Genomic DNA, 22309 nt, shown 5'->3' with positions numbered 1-22309 from the left:
TTGAAAATATTAAACCTTTTGACGAGTTTACTGGGCAGCTTCACTAACTGAAATGCCCTTTTGGGCCGCTTCTTTAATGATATTTCGAATATCCTGATCACTGAATTGGTTTGACTTCGTGCCAAGTTCTTGACGAGCCGCATTAATTTGCGCCTGTGTAATCACTTTGCCGTTTAATTCTGTATCTTTTTTGGTAACCGTATATTCGTTACTGCCAGAATAGTTATCAGCAGCCTGTTTTTCCGAAGAACTCAGGTTAGGTGCTGGTAACGAGGAAACACCGTTGCTATTACTAGAACCAGATGTAGCTCCCGTCGTAGTGTTATCTGCTGAACTGTTATTACTGGAAGGACTTTGTGCCGAACTTGAAGTTGATCCTGGCATTACAGCCTGCGACAAGCCAGTCTTATTGCTCTTTTGAATCTGCTTAGCCGTCTTCCACAGCGACGTATAGTAACCCTTCTTAAATTCTTTTGTGTTAAACAAGCTATCTAACTGCACATTCGACAAACTGAACTCTTGGGCCTCGTTCAACTCACGCGCATATTTTGTAACTTTATTGTATTTAGTAATGTTCTTTTGAACCTTACCGATTTCAGTAATTTTTTCATGAGCACGCAAGTTCAGGACTTTTGACCCATGATGAATTTTATAAACTTGTGCAAATGTTTTTTTGGATGTTGAGAAACGATGATTTTCTAATTGCGACATTGCCGTGACAAATACCTTAGTTTGTCGCAATCGATGTGTCGCTACTGAATCATTATTTCTCCGCGTCAAAGCTGCCTGAAAATACGTTTCAGCTGCTGAATAGTTTTCGTCATTAATTGCAGCCGCTGCGTTTTCCATATCTACGTGGTACTGTTTTTCAATTGATTGGTGTCGTGAGAAAGCATAGCCCCCCACCATTAAAATCACAATAAATGTGACGATTACCCATGTCCATTTTCTCAAACGAGCCGCCCCCAATTCTACTGATCCCTACAAAGCCAATATATAAAATAATTATAGCATGTTATCTACTTTAAAATTGATTTTCCGTTTGACATTATTCTTAAAATTCGAAAAATCAATCTAGGGAGCGTATAATAATCTTATTTAATCTTGTTATTCATAAGAGAAAGGATTCTAATCGATGTTAGAGAAAAAATTTTACAAAACGTTTTTTAAGCACTCCTTCAATATTCCCCTCAAAGTAAACTACTGGGATGGCGGTTCTGAGGTATACGGTGATGGCACACCAGAAGTCACCATTACTTTGAACGAAGCTGTACCTGTTAAGCAAATCATCAACAATGCCTCTATTGCACTTGGTGAGGCTTATATGGATGGCAAAATTGAAATTGACGGTAGTATTCAGGCTTTATTGATGTCTGCATACGAAACAGCTGGCAGTTTCTTCCACAATAAAAAGTTTATCCATTTTCTTCCTAAACAAAAGCATGACGAAAAGGAAAGCAAATCGGATGTTCAAGATCATTATGATATTGGAAATGATTTTTATAAGCTATGGTTAGATCCAACAATGACTTATTCTTGTGCCTATTTCGAGAAAGATACGGACGATCTTGAAACAGCGCAAGTTAACAAAGTTCACCATATTTTGAATAAGTTGAATCCACAACCTCGTCGTACTTTATTGGACATTGGTTGTGGCTGGGGAACTTTGATGCTAACTGCTGCAAAGGAATATGACTTGCGGGTTGTTGGTGTAACTCTTTCTCAGGAACAATTTAATTTAGTTAACCAGCGTATTAAGGATGAAGGATTGGAAAACGTGGCTGAGGTCCGTTTACAAGACTATCGTGAAATTAAAGATGAGCAGTTTGACTACATCACCAGTGTTGGCATGTTTGAGCATGTTGGTAAAGAAAACCTACAGACTTACTTCAAGTGTGTTTCTGATTACTTGAAAAAAGATGGCGTCGCTTTGATTCACGGAATCACGCGCCAGCAGGGTGGTGCGAACAATGGTTGGTTGAACAAATGGATTTTCCCAGGTGGCTATGTGCCAGGTTTGGAAGAAAACATTCACCATATTATTGAAAATGACATGCAAATTGATGATATGGAGCCATTGCGTCGTCATTATCAAAAGACAACAGAAATTTGGGATAAGAATTTCAACGAACATCGTGATGAAATTGTAAAGATGTTTGACGAACGGTTTGTGAGAATGTGGGATTTGTACTTACAAGCTTGTTCGGCATCATTCGAATCAGGTAACATTGATGTGATCCAGTATTTGTTAACAAAGGGTGCAGGAGCAAGCAGCAATGTGTTGCCAATGACAAGAGCGTATATGTATAAGTAGTGAGCGGAACAAAACGGTAAAGGACTGAGAATAAGGGCGACGGAGACGGGATCGTAATCCCGTGGGAGTCAGACTTATTCTCAGTCCTTTGTTTTATAGTGAGCGAATGAAGACGTTTAGCCCAAACAAGATAACCACGACGGATAGAGGATCGCAATCCTCTGGGAGTCGTGGTTATCTTGTTTGGGCTGTCTTCAGGAGCTGTCCTAATAGTGAGCGGAACAAGTCGGTAGCTTTTAGAAGATAAGTGAGATGGAGGCGGGATCGCAATCCCGTTGGAATCTTGCTTATCTTCTAAAGGCTGACTTGTGAACCTGTCATAGTTATAGTGAGCGAAACAAAATGGAACAAAACAAAAAGAACCAGCTTAACTCAAGAGAGATTATTACAGCAACCCCTTGCACTAGTCTGATTCTTTTTTAGATTTAAATTAACATGGATAATAACATCACGGCAATTAAGCCAAAAACTACCGAAATAGCCATCGATCGCGTCCAGTAAGAAATAATAATGACAATAATCGAAGCCAGAATCAAGTCTAAGTTCCCAGAAGAAATGAAATGATAGGATCCCGAAATAAAAATATCTTTCACAACAATTGCCGTAAACAAAGAGACCGGAACGTATTTCATCCAGTCATTAAACCAGTCTGGTATTTTTCGATTTGAAAAGAATAAAATCGGTATATATCGAGGACCAAACGCCACAAAAAAACCTAAAATAACGATTAGCAAGTGGTCAGTTACACTATAATGCATATTACAATCTCCCGAAATTCGTCTGAATTAGATTTCGATATCTTCCTTATCGACTTCTGGTTGCCCTGATGGATCATGAATTTTATACAACAAATGACTATTAGGCCAACGTTTAGATACATATCCTTCAATCATAAACCCTAAGAATGATGCCACTAAAGTAGAAATAACCAAACCGAGAGTACTCTTTGTCAACAACATAAAAAAGGCTGCCAAAACCCCAGCAACAACTGAGATCAATAAAATCAAGCGGGTTTTAATTTGCATCACAATCATATACAAGAACAACGCTGTCAATGCAAAATTAACAACCGTCAAATTAATCTGAACAGCACTCCCAATTAAACTGCCAATGATATTAGACACGGTCCATACTAACAAAGACCAATGTTCTACCTGAAGGGCATCTTTTGGTGTCCAGTTACGATCAGTCACAAACTTTAAATAATTAATGGCATAGTTTTCATCATTCATTGAAACAGCAAATAAAAATAAAAAGCGATGATTTTGACCTTTTAAATAACTAGCTAAACTAGATCCCAGCAACGCATAACGTAATTCCAGGAAAAAAAGCATCAAAATAATTGTCAGAATTGGAGCTGTTGTTGTAAGCATTTGGGCGATCATAAACTGCGCACCACCCGAGAATACAAAAATAGAAACCAGCCCAGTTAAAATCGTATTAAATCCAGCCGCATGTAAGAGGATCCCACAGGCCAGTCCAATTGGTGTGTAACTAAGGCACAACGGCCAAGCCTCTTTGAGAGTTACCCGCCATTGTGGTCCATTTTCAAGTTGTTTCACAATTCTTTCCTCCAACGGATCTTTAAAGTTGGATCATCAATACTGAAATTCATAGAAAACACTGCGAAATCATTTTAACATTTTCAAAGTATATTGAATAGTGCCTTTTTAAGACTTTCAGGCTAAATCGAAAGCTATTAAATGAAACTAGTTTGAAACTAGCTGAATGCTTTTTCCGAGAATTTTCAAATCCATTAAACGGCCATCCAACTCTGCAACCTTTGGCAAAGTTCCCCAGGTTTCATAACCCAGTTTTTCAAATAGCCCTAAACTTGGTAAATTTGCCCCAAATATTAAACAAACAATGTTCTTAATTCCCAGTTTTGGAGCAGCAAGTTCAGCATATTTCACCATTTTGGTTCCCAGACCTAAATGCTGAAATTGACGGTCGATATAAATGCTAATTTTTGACGTAATATGGTATGCAGCCCGCGGGTGATAGGGTGACAAGCTTATCCACCCCGCACGCTTGCCATTTAGCCAAACTACCCAAATGGGATGTTCAGTTGATTTATGGGCTTCAAGCCACGGCAAGCGTTGTTCGACCGTCACTGGTACGAGGGATGCTGTCACTACATGACTCGGAATAGTTTGATTGTAAATAGCCACGATAAAAGGTAAATCTGCTTTTGTCGCCACTTTAAATTGAATTTCATTCATTAGCTAGACCTTCTTAAAAGACACTGACGATAGATCGCCAGAAACGAACTAACACATTGGCTTTTTCAACAGATTTTTTGGTAGTCAACTGTAACTCAGCATCGGAGCTTTGGAGATAGTTCACTTTTTGATTAGCTACCTTGACAGTTGCCTTACCAACTTTTTGTCCTTTTTTCACTGGCGCAGATAGTCCTGCTTTGCTTTCAGCTTGTTTGCTACGAAAACTAATCGTTTTAGTTGATTGGTTTTTAGCAATCCAAACAGTTGTCGGTTGTTGTAATCCAGCCTTGACGGTGGTCGTTTTGCCTTCCGGGACTTTAAAAGTCGATGCTTGCTTTAAGGCCGTCCCTTTTTTATAACTGACCGGTTTGAAGTTGTTATAGACATCTTTCATAATCGTTTGGGTGTCTGTAAAACGAGCATTTCCTTCGTTTTTCGAGCTTGATCCCATGACAACTGTAATAATCCGATGCCCATTCTTTTTGACGGTCCCGGTAAAACAGGCCATCGCTTTAGTTGAAGTTCCCGATTTAAGCCCATCCACATTATATCCTTTTAGATAATCCGCCATATGCGGTAATAAGTAGTTATGGGTGGTCATCTTCACTGCATCAGTGGTTCCCTCGGCAAACCAAGCACTTGTTTGTTTCGTGGTTTTAAGAACTTCTGGGTAATCCTTTAACAAATTTGATGCCACAATCGCCACATCTTTTGCCGACATTTCATTTTCATCGTTTTTAGCTGTATTTGGATACGCTTCTTTACCAACTTCACTTTCTGTCAGCCCAGATGCATTATAAAGTTTAGCGTCTGTGATTCCCCATTTTTTGGCTTGTGCCCGCATCTCATTAACGAATGCTTTTGACGATCCGGCTTGGGCAATCCCCAGCGCCATTACGGCCGCATTCGCTGAATAAATTAATGACGCTTTGTAAAGATCACGCACGGTGTAAGTACGGGATGTACTCAATGGGACATTAGTCAGTTCAGTATCTTTACTAATTTTTTCAATATTGGCATTAATATGAACCCGTTGATTCCACTTTAATTTACCTTCATGAATACTTTTTAAGACAAGATAAATTGACAGCATTTTTGACATTGACGCAATCGGAAGGGCCTTTGAGCTATTTTTAGCATACAAAATCTGTCCTGTTTTGGCATCAACTGCTATTCCTGACTTGGCTGAAACTGAAACAGTGGCCGCTTGGGCCTGTATTGGTGCCATTGCTAATGTACTCAGCATTAAAATTGTACTGAAAATAATTGCTAGTTTTTGTTGCCATTTTTTTAACATTAATTTGCCACCTTTTATAACAAGAATATAACAAAATACGCACTTTGCGTAAACCTTTTTTATTTTTCACAAAAAAAGCGAAAATCCAATCGCAAACCAGCTAGCCAAAGCAAAAATATAATTTGTTTGGAAACCAATTTTACGCGAATGGTTTTCGTTTTTCCTGAATTATAGAAACTTATTAATTTGCATCCTTAGTACTTTTTTGTGTCACCGGCAATTCCACCTTAAAACTAGTTAATTTCTCACTAGATGTCACACTAATCTTTCCGTGATGCAATTCCACAATGCTCTGCGCAATTGCCAGGCCCAATCCGGTACCGCCCGTTGCCTTTGATCGTGACGACTCCACTCTGTAAAAACGCTCAAATAAGTGCTTTAGCGATTTTTCTGGAATCTGTTCGCCATCATTGGACACCTTAAAGATAATTTGATCGCCTTTTTGTGTGGCTTCCAAATTGATATGTTTACCACCCTTAGCGTACTTCAAAGCATTCGAAATTAAATTGTTAAACAATCTCCCTAGCTTTTCTGAATCGCCTTCAATTTTAATGTTTTTGGGTGTGGCTTTGGCATCAATTTCCATACCCTTTTTTTCAGCTTCCAATTCAAAACTAGCAGCTAACTGCTCCAACATCGGTTCAACTGAAATTTGGTTAAATGTCATTTTAGTCGAAGCTTGACGCACTTTGATATATTCAAAAAGATCTTCAACCAAAGATTTCATCTGCTCAGCCTTTAAGAATGCTGTATGGGTGTACTTCAACACGTCATCTTCATTCTTGTACTGTTGGTTTTCGATCAATCCCAAATAGCCAATAATAGAGGTTAGTGGCGTCCTTAAATCATGGCTCACATTTGTGATTAACTCATCTTTTGACTGCTCAATTTTTCGTTCTTCATTCATCGATTCAATGACCGAATCCACTAAGGCATTTACACTATCAACAACGCGTTGATGATCACCTTTCAGTGTAAAAGGAATGCGATGATCAAAGTGACCATCGGCAATATAGTGTAATTCACCAATAATATGGCGCAACTGCATCTGTTTATATCGCCGCATTAAACGCCAATAGACGACCCAAACGTCTACAATGGCCATGAAGAAAATAAAGAAGTTTTGATAACTCCAAACCCGATAATTATTGGGACCTATCGTAATTGACTCCTTGATTTGAAAAATACCACTTTCCAATCCAGGATTACTTCGAATAATTTCAGTGGCCAAAACCAAGATGGATAGATTTAAAAGGAGTAACAAAATAACGGTAACAATTCCTTCACCTAATAATTCACTTTTTTCTCGTGCAGTTAATTTCAAAACTTTTCCTCGTTTCGATGCCCATTCTCACTACATCGCTAAAGCGACTAAATCGAAATGACCTCACAAATTCACTCTAGTGAGACTCAATTTTATATCCGACGCCCCAAACAGTTTCGATAACCTTTTCGCTACCAGTTGCTTCTTCAATTTTGTCACGTAAATGGCTCACGTGAACCATAACGGTTTTTGCAGAAATGATGCTTTCTTGCTGCCAAACCCGCTCAAAAATATCATCTGCTGAAAAGACACGATTAGGATGACTTGCCAAAAGGTATAAAATACCAAACTCCAGTGCAGTTAACTGGACTGATTTACCCGTTAAAGTCTTCACTTCATGAGAATCACTATTTATTGTTAACGGGCCAATGTCCAAAACTTCCGGTTCATCTTGTTTCAAATCATTTTGGCTACGACGCAAGAGCGATTTAACCCGCGCCATAACCTCCAATGGATTAAATGGTTTTGTAACATAATCATCCGCACCGGTCAGCAATCCTTTGATTTTATCCATATCTTCTGTTTTGGCAGACAAAATCAGAATGGGTAATTGAGAATCACGCCGAACTTCACGGACAACCTCAATTCCACTCATTTCAGGCATCATAACATCCAAAATCATTAGTCCAATTTCTGGATCTGTATGCAGCTTTGTAAGTGCTTCTTTTCCATTAAATGCAGAAACTGGCTCATAACCTTCATTTTTAATATAAATATCGAGGAGTTCAACAATTTCTTTATCATCATCAACGACCAAAATTTTCATTATGCGAAATCTCCTTAAAATGCAATTTCCTTTAGTGTAGCAAAAAATAGATCAACAAGAAATTATATAAGCCAAGGTTTTATGTAATGTTAAGAATAATCATAAAAGGTTGAAACTACAAAAACTTATCTTGTTGCTTGATACGAAACCGTTCGTGGCAGCAAAATTAGATAATCATTCAAATTTCAAAAAAATGAAATCAACTTAGGTTCTCAAACAACTTATGGTCGGATCGTTAACGTCATAATCGACACAATCCCCACGGTCGCGATCACAACCACAATTAAGACTAGAAACCAGATCAAAACTATGAGATTAAAGAAACCATTTCGTCTAATAGCACGCACTAAATTGAAGCAGACATACAGGGCAACCAGTCCCATCACTATTATATATATTGTTAGCCAAGTCATTGTTTAGTGCTCCTTTACGCATTTTTTGAACGTTTTTTAATAAAATGAATCCAACGCCGTCATTTCCAGGAAAAGTATATCATATTCCCTATTTTGTTATAAACCTTGGCTGTTTAACCCAAATGGTGTATGCTACACTAATTTTCAAGGGGGAGTTATTTATGTTAAAAAGAGCTATGCTTGAGAGTGCATCATTTATTGGAATTATGTTGGCACTAGATGTTTTGGCCATTCCAATTGATCTATTAACACATCGACCAATCTTGAATGGGCTAATTACCAATTTTGTGCAATCCTCAAATCGGGCTACATTACTTGGATCTATCTTAGCTGTAGCGATTGGCTGTTGGCTAGTCCTGACACTCATAATTTGGTTTTTTCTTTCACTGAATCATAATTTAGCCAAACATGATTATAAAAAATGAAACTAGATTGAAGTTTATTAGGTTGATGTTTTACCTCCTAATAGGCTTCTTTTTCATTTTGAATAAAAGTTTGTTTCTGCATTTTTGGGTTAGGACAGCTGCTTGAAACATCTACAAACAGACAAGCACGTCTTACCGCGGGATAGTCATCCCGCTATCGACATTCTTATCTCTTTGTAGATTATCGTTTCGATCCGCTCACTACTTTAGGACAGCTGCTTGAAACATCTACAAACAGATAACCACGTCTTACCGCGGGATAGTCATCCCGCTATCGACATTCTTATCTGTTTCTAGCTTATCGTTTCAATCCACTCACTACTTTAGGACAGCTTCAAAAAACAAAGGACTGAAAATAAGTCCGACTTCCACGGGATTACGATCCCGTCTGCGTCGCCCTTATTCTCAGTCCTTTACCGTTTTGTTCCGCTCACTACTTTTAGGACAGCTCGACAAGTCAAAGAGGCACAGATAAGCATGACTCACAGCAGGATTACGATCCTACCTCCGTCACACTTATCTGTGCCTCTTTACCGACTTGTCTCACTCACTACTTCTTAGGACAGCTTCATAAACCAGTCTCTGTTCTTTAAGCAAGGCTCACGACGGGACACAATCCCGCCTCCGCCCCGTTTAAAGAACAGAGACTACCGGTTTATTCCGCTCACTATTTTTTATAATTCGGTGCCACCTTCGTCATCTGCACATCATGTGGATGCGATTCGATCAAGCCCGCATTTGTAATCTGGATAAATTGGGCATTCTCTGTCAAAGCCTCAATCGTTGGTGCACCAACATATCCCATGCCTGAACGCAAACCACCAACCATTTGGAAAATAATATTCTCAACCGATCCCTTATATTCCACACGCGCTTCAATACCTTCCGGAACGAGTTTGTTAGCTTCATTCACGCCGCCTTGGAAATAGCGATCCGCTGAGCCATTCGACATCGCACTCAAACTGCCCATTCCGCGGTAGCTCTTGTACTTTTTACCATTATCTTCAATGACTTCACCCGGTGTTTCATCTGTACCAGATAACATGCTTCCCAGCATGACAGCATTCCCGCCAGCAGCTAACGCTTTTACAATATCGCCAGAATATTTAATTCCGCCATCAGCAATAATATGCTTACCATAAACACGGGCAACCGTTGCAGCATCATAAATCGCAGTAATTTGAGGAACTCCAACGCCTGCAACAACCCGAGTGGTACAAATTGAACCAGGACCAATTCCAACTTTAACAACATCAACCCCAGCATCGAAAAGGGCCTTTGTGCCTTCACCAGTTGCCACATTGCCAGCAATTAGCGTTGCATCTGGAAAATGTTCTCTGATTTCTGCAATTTTACGCAAAACACCAGCGGAATGACCATGAGCCGTATCAATAACAATAGCGTCGGCACCAGCTTGAAGTAAAGCATTAGCACGATCAAAAGTATCGCTCGTAACCCCAACCGCAGCCGCAACCAATGGCCGACCAGCCTCATCACTTGAAGCATGTAAATATTTCTTTTCATCAGCTTTTCCAGCTGCTTTAACTTCTAAAACTTGAGTTGCTTGATCTTCAATGGACATGTTCTTATGGATAACGCCCATTCCGCCTTGTCGTGACATAGCAATTGCCATCGCCGACTCGGTAACTGTGTCCATCCCTGCGCTAATAATGGGAACATTCAGCTTGATATTATATGCTAATTGCACTGATAAGTCTGTTTCATTAGGTAAAACGTGGCTTTCTGCCGGTATCAGCAATACATCATCGAAAGTTAAACCTTTTTTCACAAATTTTGTATCCCAGTTAGACATAATTAAGATCTCGCTCCTATTCGTTTTTTATTGACTATTTTGCTTTCAGCAAAATCCTATACTCACTACGGATGTCCGCCATGTTTCTTGCGGTCTGTCTTTCGGCCACAAGAATGGACATCGCCCGAAACATCCAAGATAATTAGCGTATCTTGCTAATTATCATCCCTCCTGTGGAGTAGTTCCTCGCTAAGTGCTAAAGCACTAAGTCGGACAGGCTCCTATTCGTTTTTTATTGACTATTTTGCTTTCAGCAAAATCCTATACTCACTACGGATGTCCTTCCTCGCTAAGTGCTAAAGCACTAAGTCGGACAGGCTCCTATTCGTTTTTTATTGACTATTTTGCTTTCTACATAAATCCGCCAGTCACATGATAACGGCGTTTGAACCACATACGGACCACAAACAAGACTGCCGCAAGTACCAAATAGGCTTCAAATGGCAAAATTGGATTCAAACTTTGTGGCAATGATGAGAATAGCATGTAGGCTACCATCCATACCAAAATCATCCCCGTCGCCATCCCAATTGTCTTCCAAATCGATTGACGTTCCTTCTTTTTGGAGGTTGGTTGCAAACGGTCCGTTAAGAATGGTGCACATGCCCCACCAATAATTGAAATGGCAAGCATTGCAGTGATTCCTGCTGGTCCCGGCTCTGAAGTAACTGACTTAGGCTGGAAAATCATCATGATTCCAAACATTAATGCAAAAATCATTAAGAACACCATACCATTGTCCAAAGCTTTCATCCAATACTTAGTTTCTACAGGTGCCTTCTTAGGCCCTTCGATGATTTCTTTAACCCGATCTGTTGGTGTGCCATAGATCTGTTTAGCCGTTTCACCTTTTAACTGACCTTCCAGTAAACGCAACTTAGTGTCTTGCAAAGCTTCTTCTTTTTTTTCTTCAGATAATTTATCATTTTCATTCAGTTCTTTTGTTAAACGAAACATGAAATCTTCATTTCGTTTTGTGTAGGTTTGCTTGGCTTTTCGTTCTGAATGAACCTGCTTACCCGCATTCCGTTCCGTTGTCTTATCTTCACTCATTTGATTCTCTCCTCTGTTTACGATTGCTTACACATTGAATCTAAATTCAATAATATCGCCATCTTGAACCACATAATCCTTACCTTCCAAGCGAAGTTTTCCGGCTTCACGAACAGCTTGCATGCTACCGTCTTTATCAAGATCAGCATATGAAACTGTTTCGGCACGAATAAAGCCCCGTTCAAAATCAGAATGAATAATACCAGCACATTGGGGTGCCTTCATGCCTCGTTTAAACGTCCAAGCACGGGTTTCAGGACCACCAGCTGTGAAGAATGTTTCCAACCCTAAAAGCTTGTATGAAGAACGAATCAAACGATTTAGACCGGGCTCTTCAATTCCTTCTGCTTCTAAGAAATCTTTTTTGTCGTCATCATCTAATTCAGCAATTTCTTCTTCAGTTTCAGCAGAAATCCCCAAAACTTCAGCTTCAGGATCGTCTTTAGCCACATAATCCTTAATTGTTTTGTAGTACTTTGAGTTTTCAGGATCGGCCATATCATCTTCGGCAATGTTTGCAACATACAAAACAGGTTTTGAAGTTAATAGGAAGAAACCACGCACAATTTTCATTTCATCTTCATCAAAATCAATTGAACGAACAGCCTTACCGCTTTCCAAAACTGGCTTGATTTTTTCAAGAACTGCTAATTCTGCCAAAGCATCCTTATCACGGCTTTTAGCCGCCCGTTGCACTTTGCCTAAACGTTTATTGACGGCGTCCAAATCAGCAATGCTCAACTCCAAATTAATGGTTTGAATATCTTCAATTGGATCGACTTTACCAGAAACGGTTGTGATGTTGTCATCATCAAATGCGCGGACAACGTGCACAATTGCATCTACCTGACGAATGTTTTCAAGAAACTTGTTTCCCAAGCCTTCGCCCTTGCTAGCACCTTTAACAATTCCGGCAATATCCGTAAATTCAAAAGTAGTTGGCACAATTTTTTTAGCCGGAATAATTTCTTGAATTCTGGCTAGTCTTGCGTCTGGAACTTCAACCATCCCTACGTTAGGATCGATCGTTGCGAATGGATAGTTCGCCATTTCCGCACCGGCCTTAGTAATTGCATTAAACAAAGTTGATTTTCCAACGTTAGGTAAACCAACAATTCCTGCTGTTAATGACATTTTTCACACGCTTTCTTTAATAATTTTAATTTAAGTGTATACATGTAATATAGTAACAAAAAAGGGCAGCTAGGGACAGGGGCAGTATTCAAAAACCTAGATTTATTGGTAAATTTAACGTCATTCCAAAAAATAATATTACTAGGTGCCAAATTCCAATTTTTTATGTTGCTGAGTAAAGTTTTTTTCGCATTTTATCTGCCCAGTGCTAAACTATAGGCAACTCGGTTAAAAAAATAGGAATTCATACTTTTTTAAACCAAATTCAGGGGAAATTATGCAAAAGATTAAACTATTCTTCGTTCTGACCACTGTTGCAATTGTTGGTTTCTGCCTGCCAACAACAATTAAAGCATCAGACACGACAACTTCAAAACCATTTCCCAACAACGAAATTTTAGGTGTGGGATCGTACTTTAACGCGTTTGCTGCCGGAACCATGACAATCGATGCGAATAACACTTCAAATTTAGAGGGACGTTATGCCGCTAATAGTCTTGAATCCAGCACAGATAGTTGGAATACGCGAACCAGCAACACACAGTGGGGGCAAATCACAAGTGATGTTTCAGGAACCATTTCTGGAACACCATTGTTTACGGCCAATAAAGTTGATTCTAGCACCACTTATGGCAACTATATGCGTCACATGCTGGACCCGAACACACGTCAACGAGCTTCAATGTCAGCGCCCGTCGTTTCATCAAAAAATTCAGTTGTCATTAATAATCTTCGTGCTGAGGCTAAAGACTACACAGACACTGACAAAACTAATCACGCTTCGTTATTAGATATTTTAAATATGGACAAAAACGTTGGCGACACTTCTGATTTTTCTGGCACGAATGGTTCTACCCTCGCTTCTGTGAGTGGTAAAACGCTTGATCCGGATGCCACGGATGCCTCTAATTACTTTGATGCGGCTGCCATTCAGTTTAATAAAATTTCTCAATATTATGATCAACTGACAAAACCAGATTCAGACGATGACAAAGCTGAAGACAAAGTTGTTGCAAACGATCAGGTAAATGCCGTAAAGGTTACGCAAACCACCCCTGAATACCAAAACTACACTAATTTAACGATCGATGTCACTTTGCCGGATGACTACAGTTCTGATGATAACTACAAAACACCACCAGTGATTATGGTCGGGATTAATGCTGATAACGCAACTGACAAGAACTTAAATTTAACTATTAAAATTCATAATATGAACACCGCAACAACTTCAGTTCAAGCTGGTGATTCATCGTATGATTCGTATACCTATGCGCCTTACATTTTTATTAACTGGGATAATGTCACAACGCAGAGTCCCTTCAGTAACTGGCAAGGATCTTTTAAAATGAAAGCCTATGCCGGAACAGCTTCAGATGAAGAACCTGCCAACTCTGGTAACGGTACCCAACAAAGTCAGTTATTTTCAAGTCACGTTTTAAATAATTTCCCCAACGTGACAACCAGCGGCACAGACACCCTTAAATTTGGCAATACCGCTGATGACAGCCAATTATGTGGGGCAATGCTGCTTCCAAATGCGAGCGTGTCGTTAAATTCAGGAAGTCGGACACTATATGGCAGTATTCTATCAGGAAAAAATATTACAATTGCTCATGACATGCCAGCTTCGCGTTTAATTGCCGGAACGTTTGACGTCAATAACATCTCCGGAAATGTTTTCTCTGATTTACATTCTGTAAATCCTTATATTAAAAATCTGAATTTGGTCACAACTAATGCTTTAACTGATAAGGCCATCACAGCTGGATCAACCGGTGACTCGGCCAACAAAAAGGAAATTACGGTAACAGATCCGACTAAATCAGTTGGCTTGACAGGAACTGTGGTCACTAGAAATAAAAACTATCAGTTATTCTATCGTCTTAACAATGACAAAACCGCGACATCCTGGAAAAAACTGAACGCTAGTGGGGTGAACACAAATAGTAACAGTAACTTTAAGGTAAACAACTTAACCAGTTTATCCGGTTATCAACAGAAACTATCTGCTGAGTCAATGCAATCTGGGAGTGCCAGTGATCTCCCCACTCTGTCGACGATTGGTGGCAGTTTGCAACGCCAAAATCAAATTGAAATCGTGGTGGCACCGAAAACTGACGACTCGGGTCAAGCAATCACTGCAGATTCTGATTTATCTGCTTATCAGCACACCACCATTAATTTGACAGAAACCGGAAAATTAACTGCTGATATTCCAAATACATTTCAGCTGACACCTAGTTCAGACGATCCCGATGTCTACAGTTCATCAAGCGACTCACAAAATATCACAATTCAAAATGATTGGCGTGTTCCCTATACGCTTAGTGTGCAGTACAACGACGCTCTGGCCGCCAAGTTTCCTGTAAATGGGTTGAATCTGTTTGATCAACCTAAACTGGTAAGCTACACTGCCAATGGCAATGCTTTCGATATTAACCAACCACTATTGCAGCAGTTGGCGGATAACGCATTATTAGCAACGTCTTCCACCAACTTTCAATTAAAGCTTAATGTCTCAAAGCTTTTGGCCAGTGGTGCTGTTCAATCTGGAAAGGAGTACGGAATTCCCCTCTATTGGACGTTGAAATATGACTTAGCTTCCTAGAAAAATGAAAATACTTACAAAAAATTAGTAATTTTCATTGTATTTGCCATTTAGACCCCGTATAATGTGTAATTAGCCACTCAAAAACGGACGGCTAATCAGGCCGAGAATAGGGAGTTCACAATATTATGAAAAAGAATCAATTAATTACTGTATTAAGTGTATTAGGAATTAGTTTTGCATTAGGTTTAAGTACCACTTCAGTTCAAGCTGATAGTACTGGCACAAGTTCTGTGGGAGAATTTATAGCGCTGGTAGTTTGAGTATCGATAGTGTTCCAGATTTCAACTTCGGTTCAACTAGTGTGAAGGATCTGACTACAGGAACTACCTTGAATTATCAAAGCGGTAGCAATAATAAGCTTACTGTTTCTGATTATCGAGGCACTTCAAATCCCGAATGGACTTTAGAAGCTAGTTTATCCGATTTCACTAGTGGTAACAGTAAAGTTGCTGGATCAATTAATTTAGCTACTGACACAAAGGCCGCTGGCACAATTAACGGTGCTGCTAGCGAGGTTTGGAACAATGTTGATGCTGCAACAAACGGAACCGGTGCCGCATCCGCAACTGTAAGTACTGATACGAAATTAGTCACAGAAGCTAATTCTGCTGTAGATGGTGGAACTTACACTTCTGATATCACTTGGACCATGACCAACACGGCTGCTTCTGCCAAATAATCGTTCACCTATTTATATAATTCAGTTGAAGAGTAATCACGACCGATAACTTTCATAAGTTAACGTCACTTACTCTTTTTTATTTGCAAAGGAGAAAATGATGTTTCGAAAACTTATAAAAACTATTTTGGCAATTGGGATCCTTGGCCTTATATCACTTGCCGCGCCTCATTCCGTTCATGCTGCCGGTGCCGGATTTACGATCACTCCCATTGCCAGCAAGCAACAAAATGATTCGTCGGTCTCTTACTTTGATCTAAAACTTAAGCCTAATCAAACTGCTCAAGTCAAAGTTAAGATAACCAACACAACCACCAAAACGCTTAACTGATTGCATCTCCCAACACGGGATACACCACAGATAGCGGTTCAGTTGCTTATGACCTGCAAAAATTAGGCAGCAAAAGTACGGCTCCTTATCAGTTACAAACACTGATGGGTGGTCAACAAAAAATAGCCGTGCCAGCCAAGAGTCAAAGGGTCGTTACTTTTCCGATTAAGATGCCGGCAACGTCGTTTAAAGGTGTATTAGATGGTGCGATTTACTTTCTCAATCCCCAAACAAGTGGTTCGACTGTCACAAACAAAAAGGGTTTTAGCATCAAAAATCGTTTTGCGATGGCTTTAGGCGTCACCATTCATGAAGATACCAAAACAACGGTGCTGCCAAAACTAACTTTAGGAACTATCAGTGCTGGAACCGATCAAAATGACACATTTAGCCCAGCTGTGAAGGTTAAAATTAATAATACGCATGCGACTTTGACCAAAAAGTTAAAAATTAAGAGTCAGGTTTCGCAAAATGGGAAGACGCTGTTTAAGACAAATACCAGCAACTTAACCATGGCGGCAAATTCAAATTTCAATTATGCGATTACCACCAACCATATTGCTCTCAAAGCTGGTACTTATCACCTACACCTAGTCGCACGTAGCGGTTCGCAAAAATGGACCTTTAGTCGTAATTTTGTCATCACCAAAGCACAGGCAAAAACTGCCAATCGGCATGCCCGGGTTAAAAAGAGTTACTTTATCTGGTATATCTTAGCAATTCTGTTAGTTCTTCTATTGTTAATTATCGCCTTTTGGTTTGGCCGCAGTTCTTCAAAACAGAAAAAATAAATTTTAAAAAAGATCTGTAATCGTTGTTATCATACGATTACAGATCTTTTTAGCTAGGCTTCCGCTTTTTTTAAAACTTTTTTCAGTTTACGTTCAAAATCACGGCGCGACAGCATCACGATATGGCCGCAGTTCATGCATTTAATCTTAATATCCATGCCCATTCGAATGACCTTCCATTCGTTTGCCTGACAAGCATGCGGTTTTTTCATTTCCACAATATCATTTAAGTCGTACATTCCGCTTACCCCTAATCTAATGAAATATTCAGTAAATTCAAAATGCGGTTCAAATCGTCATTAGAAACATAATTAATTTCGATTTTTCCGCCTTTTTCTTTCTGATCCAAAACTGCTTTGGTACCAAATCTTTCTTGTAATTGTTCTTCAATTGCCCGCACATAGGGTGATTCCTTACGAACGGGTAAAACCGGTTTCCCCTTTTTAGGCATTTGTGCGTTCAAACGATTAACTAAGTTCTCTAATTGCCGAACTGTCAAATGTTCACTGACCACGCGTTTTGCCAGTGGAATCAGTTTATGCCGATTCTTCAAAGCAAGCAAGGTTCGTGCCTGACCCATCGAAAGTTCACCAGCCTGCAACATATTTTTTATTGTTTGTGGTAAACGTAACAAACGCAGGTAATTTGCGATGTAAGGACGACTTTTACCTAGTTTTTCAGAAACTTGTGCTTGCGTAAAATTCAGTTTGGCCATTAAAGAATCATAGGCTTGAGCTTCTTCAAGCGGCGTCAAATCTTCACGCTGGAGGTTTTCAATTACGGCCGCTTCCATTGTCTCTGCATCGCTTAATTGGCTGATCAAAGCAGGAATGGTGTGCAATCCAGCCATTTTAGCAGCTCGAAAACGTCGTTCACCTGCTATTAATTCATAGTAATTCTTGGCAGCCGCTTGTTGACGTACGATAATTGGCTGAAACACACCAGATTCTTGAATAGAATTGGCAAGTTCACGCAACGCTTTGGCATCAAAGTTATGGCGTGGCTGATACGGATTGGGATGAATATAACTTAAATTGATTTCAACGACTTGTTTGGAATCTTCGTCCCGCAAAAGTTTTTCAGCACCCATTGAAGTTTTAGCTTTGCTTGTCATTCTTTACGACTTCCTTTTTTCGTACTCACAATCGGTTCTCGGTTAGGTGTTCCCGGTTTTCGTGGATATTTTTTGGGCGTTTTTGTCACTTTCTCAATCCAAACCAAATGGCGCTCATCACCGGAAACTGGCAAACTTAGTTGCTCGTCTTTAATTAATTTACCACCCAGAATTTGAATTGCTTTATCGGCATCTTCCACTTCATCTTCTGTATGACTTGCCTTTAACGCCAGCATTTGGCCACCAATTTTAACCAGTGGTAAACATAATTCCGTCAAAACAGATAGGCGGGCAACCGCGCGGGCTGTCACTAAATCAAATGATTCACGATAAGCTAGTTTAGGCGCCGCAAAGGTTTCAGCCCGATCGTGACACAAGGTGACGTCACTTAACTCCAGTTTTTGAATCAAATTGTGAAGAAAAGTAATGCGTTTGTTTAACGAATCCACAATTGTCAACTTCAACTGAGGAAAAACAATTTTCAATGGGATCGATGGAAATCCAGCGCCAGCACCTACATCACACAAAGTAATTGGTCGCTGAAATACCGCTGGGTTTTGAATTCCAGGTAGCAAGGAGTCATAAAAATGCTTCAAATAAACATCATCCTCATCAGTAATGGCCGTTAAGTTGACATGTTCATTAATCATGACTAAATATTTATAATATGTATTAAATTGCTGCATCTGTTTATCAGATAAATTAATGCCTTGGGCAGCGAGGGCTTGTTTAAATGCTTCTGGGTTCATATAATCCTCCATTGTGAAACAAAAAGTGTTCCACATCATTATAAACGATTTTTAATGCCGGAACAAGATAACTTGCTAATCAATTGGCGTGACGAATTCCTATTATATCAGTTTTTGAGACAAGTTTTTCAAACCAAAGCGATTTGATCATGGTAAAATTTAACTGCTAGTCAAAATTAAGAAATTAAGGACAACTCGAATGTTAAATACATGGCTTCAAGGTTTATTATTTGGTGTGGCGTACATTGCACCGATTGGTTTACAAAATTTATATATGATTAACACTGCTTTAGCTCAGCCCCGACGCAGAGCGCTAAAGGTGGCGTTAATCGTAACTTTCTTTGATATTTCACTTGCGGTGTCATGTTTTTATGGCATTGGTAAACTGCTTGAACTGTACTCATGGCTTGAGCTAGTCGTACTTGCAATTGGGAGTGTTATTGTAATGTACATTGGTATTACGTTGTTGCTATCACACAGTCAAAGTGCCAGTCATAATAATCATAGCGGCCAGTTTAGCTACAAAAGTGTAGTTGTTTCTGCCTTTAGTGTGGCTTGGCTAAATCCACAGGCCATATTAGATGGCACCATGTTACTTGGCGCCTTCCGGGTTTCGTTGGCGTCTAATGTGCAAAACTATTTCATTTTAGGCGTTGCGATGGCTTCGATTATCTGGTTTTCAAGTTTGACTACCATTATTTCGGCCTTAAAGGATCGTTTTCAGCCGCGCTTTTTAGTACTATTAAATCGAATTTGCGGCATTATTATCATTGTGTATGGTATTAAATTGCTGGTGACATTTTTTCAAAAGCTTTGATTACAAAAGGCCCTCAAAAAATTTGAGAGCCTTTCGTTTACTATTCAAAAATTATTTTATAGCTTCCTTAGCAATCTTAGCAGTTGTTTCAGCACTGTTTCCACTGACTTGAACAACCTTATTCTTTTGTTGCCAGCTAATATTATTAACTGGTTTCTGCTGAGCACCATCATAAACAACCACGTTACCCCGAGTGACGTTTTGAGTAATAACCTTGTTACTCTTTAAAGATTTTTTCACTTTATTCGCGACGGCTGTCACAGTTTTGTTAGTTTGATTAACCGAAGAAGTCGTTAAATCTTCTGTATCGGCCACTGTGGTTACAGTCCAGCCATTTTTTTGCCATTGCACATAAACATGGCCCATGACCCCTTGGCTAGTTGCTTTGGTACCATCTGACAACGTAACTTTAGTCCCATCCGCATTTGTTAGATTCTGAGTGTTTTCAAAACCAGTCTTAGCCTGGTTAGTAGTTCCATATTTTTGCTGTTTATAGGTTGCCGTTGTTGCACTATTAGCACCGTTTGAATACGTTACTTTGCCGCTAGTACTATTTCCAGTGACGGTTTGGGCTTCAGTTTGTGTCCCATCAACTTTTTCCGGAGCAGCTAAGCCCTTGCTGGCAGGTGTTGTCACTGCATGAACAGTGACATTGTTGGTTGTCATGGTCGCCCCGCCAATTCCAAGCAAGGCTAAACCAAAGACAAAACTGCATCCCATTACCACGATTCTTTTTTGTTTTTTCATATGATTAACCTCCCTCAATTAGTTGTGACAACATTTTTATTTACATATCCGACCCAAGTTTTCCCACTATACAAAGAGTAATAGGTGTGGCCATTTGGATGGTTGTAATAATATTTCACTGTATAGGTTTTTCCGTAATAATTATTGGTACTGCCTAATTTTTTAGTGAAGGATAGATTCTTCCAAATAGTTTGATTTTTCAAAGCAATTTTAGCCGTTTTTTTAGTGCTAATTGCCTTCCAAGTCGCCTTGGCATTGACATAACCAAACCACGTACTTCCTTTATAAAGTGAGTAGTAAGCCTGACCGTTACCACGAATGTACTGGTATTTAATTGTATAACTCTTATTCATATAATTCTTAGTGTAGTGTTTTACCTTGGCCCATAAGAAATTATTCCAAACACTGTAAGTTGATTTGTGAATTGTGGCCGTATGTTTGTAACTGTGGCCTGTCATCACTGTCATAGCTTTAGAATTTACATAACCAACCCATTTGTTGTTCTTATTGTACAAGGATAAATAAGTACTACCATTTTTGTGCTTATACAAATACTTAGCATAGTATGTTTTACCCGCAGTTCCCGTTTTCCCAAACTTAGCGGAAAAAGCAAAATTCTTCCAAATTGTGTCTCCAGCTTTGGCGCTATTCTCAGTCACATACTTATTATATTTGCTAGCAGTGGCATAGTTACTTGCAGCCGTGCTAGTGGATAAGAACCAAGAAGTTGCCTTTCCATATTTCAAACTTGCATCCACATATTGTGCGATTGGGGAGCTATACCAGTCATCGGAAAATTGCCAAAGCACATGCGAAATAGCGGTTGGTTCGATTGATGTATAATCTGCTAACCAAAAACCGTCGTAGCTCTTCATAGATGATGCCGCATAGGTCTGTGCAAAGCTATTGTAGGAGTAAAATAACACATGCTTGGATGTTAAACTGTTAAGTTCTGTATACCACTCTTTTGTGGCAGAATTAGTGGTACCACTTGTCACTGTTTGTTCTTCGTAATCATTGACGTAAAAACTTGCGTTAGGTGCCCGCGTGTAAAGATCTTTGGCTTCTTGTTTGGCATCTGAAGTACTTATGTACTGACTAAATGAGTAAACACCATATTTCAAGCCATATTGCTCACACAAAGCGGCATTTTGGGCAAAATACTTATCTTTATAATCACTACCATATTGAACTCGTAAAATAATGAATGGTTCTACTTTGGCCAAATTTTTAACCTGTGTTGCTGTTAGTTTTCCTTGCCATTCCGACAAATCTGGAACTTGTGAATTAAGCGTAGTGGCGTGGATTGTTTGCATGGTAAAACCAGCAAATATCAAAAATCCCATAACCACTAGTATAAATTTCAGGCTCCAGTTCTTTTTCCATGTCGGATGCATATGTACTGAATTCATATAAAGACTCCCTTTCTAAGTAAAAGAGGAATTACCTTAAAAAAATCAATATGGACAGATCATGTAAGCATCCTTTACAGCAACCCGTTTTCGTGCCTTATATTGCAAAAAATCCCTGATAATAATATTATCGGGGATTTTTAGTTGTGCTATTTAATTTTATTGGTTGTTTTTAAGGAAATCCCGAGATAAATTAGGACCTAACGTCCCTTAAAAATAGGTTACTAAATAAATATTAAATGAATATTAAAATAACCGGAGAGAGCGTAAAATATCTTGTGTAAATGCATAAAA

24 protein-coding genes are annotated in these 22309 nt (G+C 39.3%); 8 read left to right on the top strand and 16 right to left on the bottom strand.

The annotated features are described in order from the left end of the window. Positions 1–27: 27 nt before the first annotated feature. Positions 28–954, bottom strand: coding sequence for a hypothetical protein (locus PPA04_RS03225; protein WP_057784026.1), 927 nt, complete (start codon positions 952–954; stop codon positions 28–30). A gap of 181 nt (positions 955–1135) precedes the next feature. Between PPA04_RS03225 and PPA04_RS03220 the strand changes: the two genes are divergently transcribed. After that, positions 1136–2314 (top strand): SAM-dependent methyltransferase, encoded by a 1179-nt coding sequence (locus tag PPA04_RS03220; RefSeq protein WP_057784024.1) that lies wholly within the window; start codon positions 1136–1138, stop codon positions 2312–2314. Positions 2315–2739: 425 nt separating this feature from the next. Here the strand turns inward: PPA04_RS03220 and PPA04_RS03215 are convergent, their stop codons facing one another. The 7 genes from PPA04_RS03215 to PPA04_RS03185 all read right to left on the bottom strand — a co-directional run bounded on the left by PPA04_RS03215 (position 2740) and on the right by PPA04_RS03185 (position 8336). Beyond that, on the bottom strand, positions 2740–3072 hold the full coding sequence (locus PPA04_RS03215; RefSeq protein WP_057785030.1) for an AzlD domain-containing protein: 333 nt from the start codon (positions 3070–3072) through the stop codon (positions 2740–2742). A 27-nt stretch (positions 3073–3099) separates the two neighbouring features. Further along, positions 3100–3876, bottom strand: coding sequence for an AzlC family ABC transporter permease (locus PPA04_RS03210; protein WP_057785029.1), 777 nt, complete (start codon positions 3874–3876; stop codon positions 3100–3102). A gap of 147 nt (positions 3877–4023) precedes the next feature. Beyond that, positions 4024–4536, bottom strand: coding sequence for a GNAT family N-acetyltransferase (locus PPA04_RS03205; RefSeq protein WP_057785028.1), 513 nt, complete (start codon positions 4534–4536; stop codon positions 4024–4026). A gap of 13 nt (positions 4537–4549) precedes the next feature. Beyond that, on the bottom strand, positions 4550–5833 hold the full coding sequence (locus tag PPA04_RS03200; protein WP_057785027.1) for a serine hydrolase: 1284 nt from the start codon (positions 5831–5833) through the stop codon (positions 4550–4552). A gap of 181 nt (positions 5834–6014) precedes the next feature. After that, positions 6015–7157 (bottom strand): sensor histidine kinase, encoded by a 1143-nt coding sequence (locus tag PPA04_RS03195; protein ID WP_057785026.1) that lies wholly within the window; start codon positions 7155–7157, stop codon positions 6015–6017. Between the two features lie 76 nt (positions 7158–7233). Further along, the gene (croR, locus tag PPA04_RS03190; protein WP_057785025.1) at positions 7234–7923 is read right to left on the bottom strand and encodes a response regulator transcription factor CroR; all 690 of its coding nucleotides are present in this window, start codon (positions 7921–7923) and stop codon (positions 7234–7236) included. Between the two features lie 221 nt (positions 7924–8144). Next, positions 8145–8336 carry a hypothetical protein gene (locus PPA04_RS03185; protein WP_057784882.1) on the bottom strand — a complete coding sequence of 64 codons (192 nt, stop codon included), beginning with the start codon at positions 8334–8336 and terminating at the stop codon, positions 8145–8147. A gap of 161 nt (positions 8337–8497) precedes the next feature. Between PPA04_RS03185 and PPA04_RS03180 the strand changes: the two genes are divergently transcribed. Continuing rightward, positions 8498–8761 carry a hypothetical protein gene (locus PPA04_RS03180; RefSeq protein ID WP_057784881.1) on the top strand — a complete coding sequence of 88 codons (264 nt, stop codon included), beginning with the start codon at positions 8498–8500 and terminating at the stop codon, positions 8759–8761. 667 nt (positions 8762–9428) lie between these two features. Here PPA04_RS03180 and guaB read toward each other — a convergent pair. The 3 genes from guaB to ychF form a co-directional block, all read right to left on the bottom strand. Next, the gene (guaB, locus tag PPA04_RS03175; protein ID WP_057784880.1) at positions 9429–10574 is read right to left on the bottom strand and encodes an IMP dehydrogenase; all 1146 of its coding nucleotides are present in this window, start codon (positions 10572–10574) and stop codon (positions 9429–9431) included. A 351-nt stretch (positions 10575–10925) separates the two neighbouring features. After that, positions 10926–11627: a DUF1129 domain-containing protein gene (locus tag PPA04_RS03170; RefSeq protein ID WP_057784879.1), complete on the bottom strand. Its 702-nt coding sequence runs from the start codon at positions 11625–11627 to the stop codon at positions 10926–10928. Positions 11628–11654: 27 nt separating this feature from the next. Continuing rightward, the gene (gene ychF / locus PPA04_RS03165; RefSeq protein WP_057784878.1) at positions 11655–12761 is read right to left on the bottom strand and encodes a redox-regulated ATPase YchF; all 1107 of its coding nucleotides are present in this window, start codon (positions 12759–12761) and stop codon (positions 11655–11657) included. A gap of 277 nt (positions 12762–13038) precedes the next feature. Between ychF and PPA04_RS03160 the strand changes: the two genes are divergently transcribed. The 5 genes from PPA04_RS03160 (at position 13039) to PPA04_RS09780 (ending at position 17176) form a co-directional block, all read left to right on the top strand. Next, positions 13039–15372 carry a hypothetical protein gene (locus PPA04_RS03160; protein WP_057784877.1) on the top strand — a complete coding sequence of 778 codons (2334 nt, stop codon included), beginning with the start codon at positions 13039–13041 and terminating at the stop codon, positions 15370–15372. Between the two features lie 128 nt (positions 15373–15500). Beyond that, on the top strand, positions 15501–15635 hold the full coding sequence (locus PPA04_RS09790; RefSeq protein ID WP_260274895.1) for a hypothetical protein: 135 nt from the start codon (positions 15501–15503) through the stop codon (positions 15633–15635). Next, entirely contained in the window at positions 15632–16054 is a 423-nt protein-coding gene (locus tag PPA04_RS03155) for a WxL domain-containing protein (RefSeq protein WP_057784876.1), read from the top strand. Before PPA04_RS09790 ends, PPA04_RS03155 begins: the two co-directional genes overlap by 4 nt. Positions 16055–16154: 100 nt before the next feature. Continuing rightward, complete coding sequence (locus PPA04_RS09785; protein WP_057784875.1) at positions 16155–16385, top strand: WxL protein peptidoglycan domain-containing protein; 231 nt, start codon at positions 16155–16157, stop codon at positions 16383–16385. After that, positions 16382–17176 (top strand): DUF3324 domain-containing protein, encoded by a 795-nt coding sequence (locus PPA04_RS09780; RefSeq protein WP_307723901.1) that lies wholly within the window; start codon positions 16382–16384, stop codon positions 17174–17176. The genes PPA04_RS09785 and PPA04_RS09780 overlap by 4 nt, the downstream gene beginning before the upstream one ends. A 53-nt stretch (positions 17177–17229) precedes the next feature. Here PPA04_RS09780 and PPA04_RS03140 read toward each other — a convergent pair whose 3' ends face one another. From PPA04_RS03140 to rsmG, 3 genes are read right to left on the bottom strand one after another with little or no spacing between them, the layout of a single operon-like run. Further along, the gene (locus PPA04_RS03140; protein ID WP_057784873.1) at positions 17230–17415 is read right to left on the bottom strand and encodes a DUF951 domain-containing protein; all 186 of its coding nucleotides are present in this window, start codon (positions 17413–17415) and stop codon (positions 17230–17232) included. 11 nt (positions 17416–17426) lie between these two features. Beyond that, positions 17427–18266: a ParB/RepB/Spo0J family partition protein gene (locus tag PPA04_RS03135; RefSeq protein ID WP_373295127.1), complete on the bottom strand. Its 840-nt coding sequence runs from the start codon at positions 18264–18266 to the stop codon at positions 17427–17429. 20 nt (positions 18267–18286) lie between these two features. After that, entirely contained in the window at positions 18287–19039 is a 753-nt protein-coding gene (gene rsmG / locus PPA04_RS03130; RefSeq protein WP_057784871.1) for a 16S rRNA (guanine(527)-N(7))-methyltransferase RsmG, read from the bottom strand. Between the two features lie 199 nt (positions 19040–19238). Here rsmG and PPA04_RS03125 point away from each other — a divergent pair, with 199 nt between their 5' ends. Further along, positions 19239–19856: a LysE/ArgO family amino acid transporter gene (locus PPA04_RS03125; protein WP_057784870.1), complete on the top strand. Its 618-nt coding sequence runs from the start codon at positions 19239–19241 to the stop codon at positions 19854–19856. Between the two features lie 51 nt (positions 19857–19907). Here the strand turns inward: PPA04_RS03125 and PPA04_RS03120 are convergent, their stop codons facing one another. Together PPA04_RS03120 and PPA04_RS03115 are read right to left on the bottom strand one after the other, a co-directional pair. Then, positions 19908–20603 carry a hypothetical protein gene (locus PPA04_RS03120; protein ID WP_057784869.1) on the bottom strand — a complete coding sequence of 232 codons (696 nt, stop codon included), beginning with the start codon at positions 20601–20603 and terminating at the stop codon, positions 19908–19910. Positions 20604–20617: 14 nt separating this feature from the next. Further along, on the bottom strand, positions 20618–22015 hold the full coding sequence (locus tag PPA04_RS03115; RefSeq protein ID WP_057784868.1) for a GH25 family lysozyme: 1398 nt from the start codon (positions 22013–22015) through the stop codon (positions 20618–20620). Positions 22016–22309: the final 294 nt, after the last annotated feature.

The organism is Pediococcus parvulus (assembly GCF_007990205.1).
Taxonomy (GTDB): Bacteria; Bacillota; Bacilli; order Lactobacillales; family Lactobacillaceae; genus Pediococcus; species Pediococcus parvulus.
The sequence above is the reverse complement of the archived record's forward strand: the minus strand, read 5'-3'. Positions and strand labels throughout refer to the sequence as shown.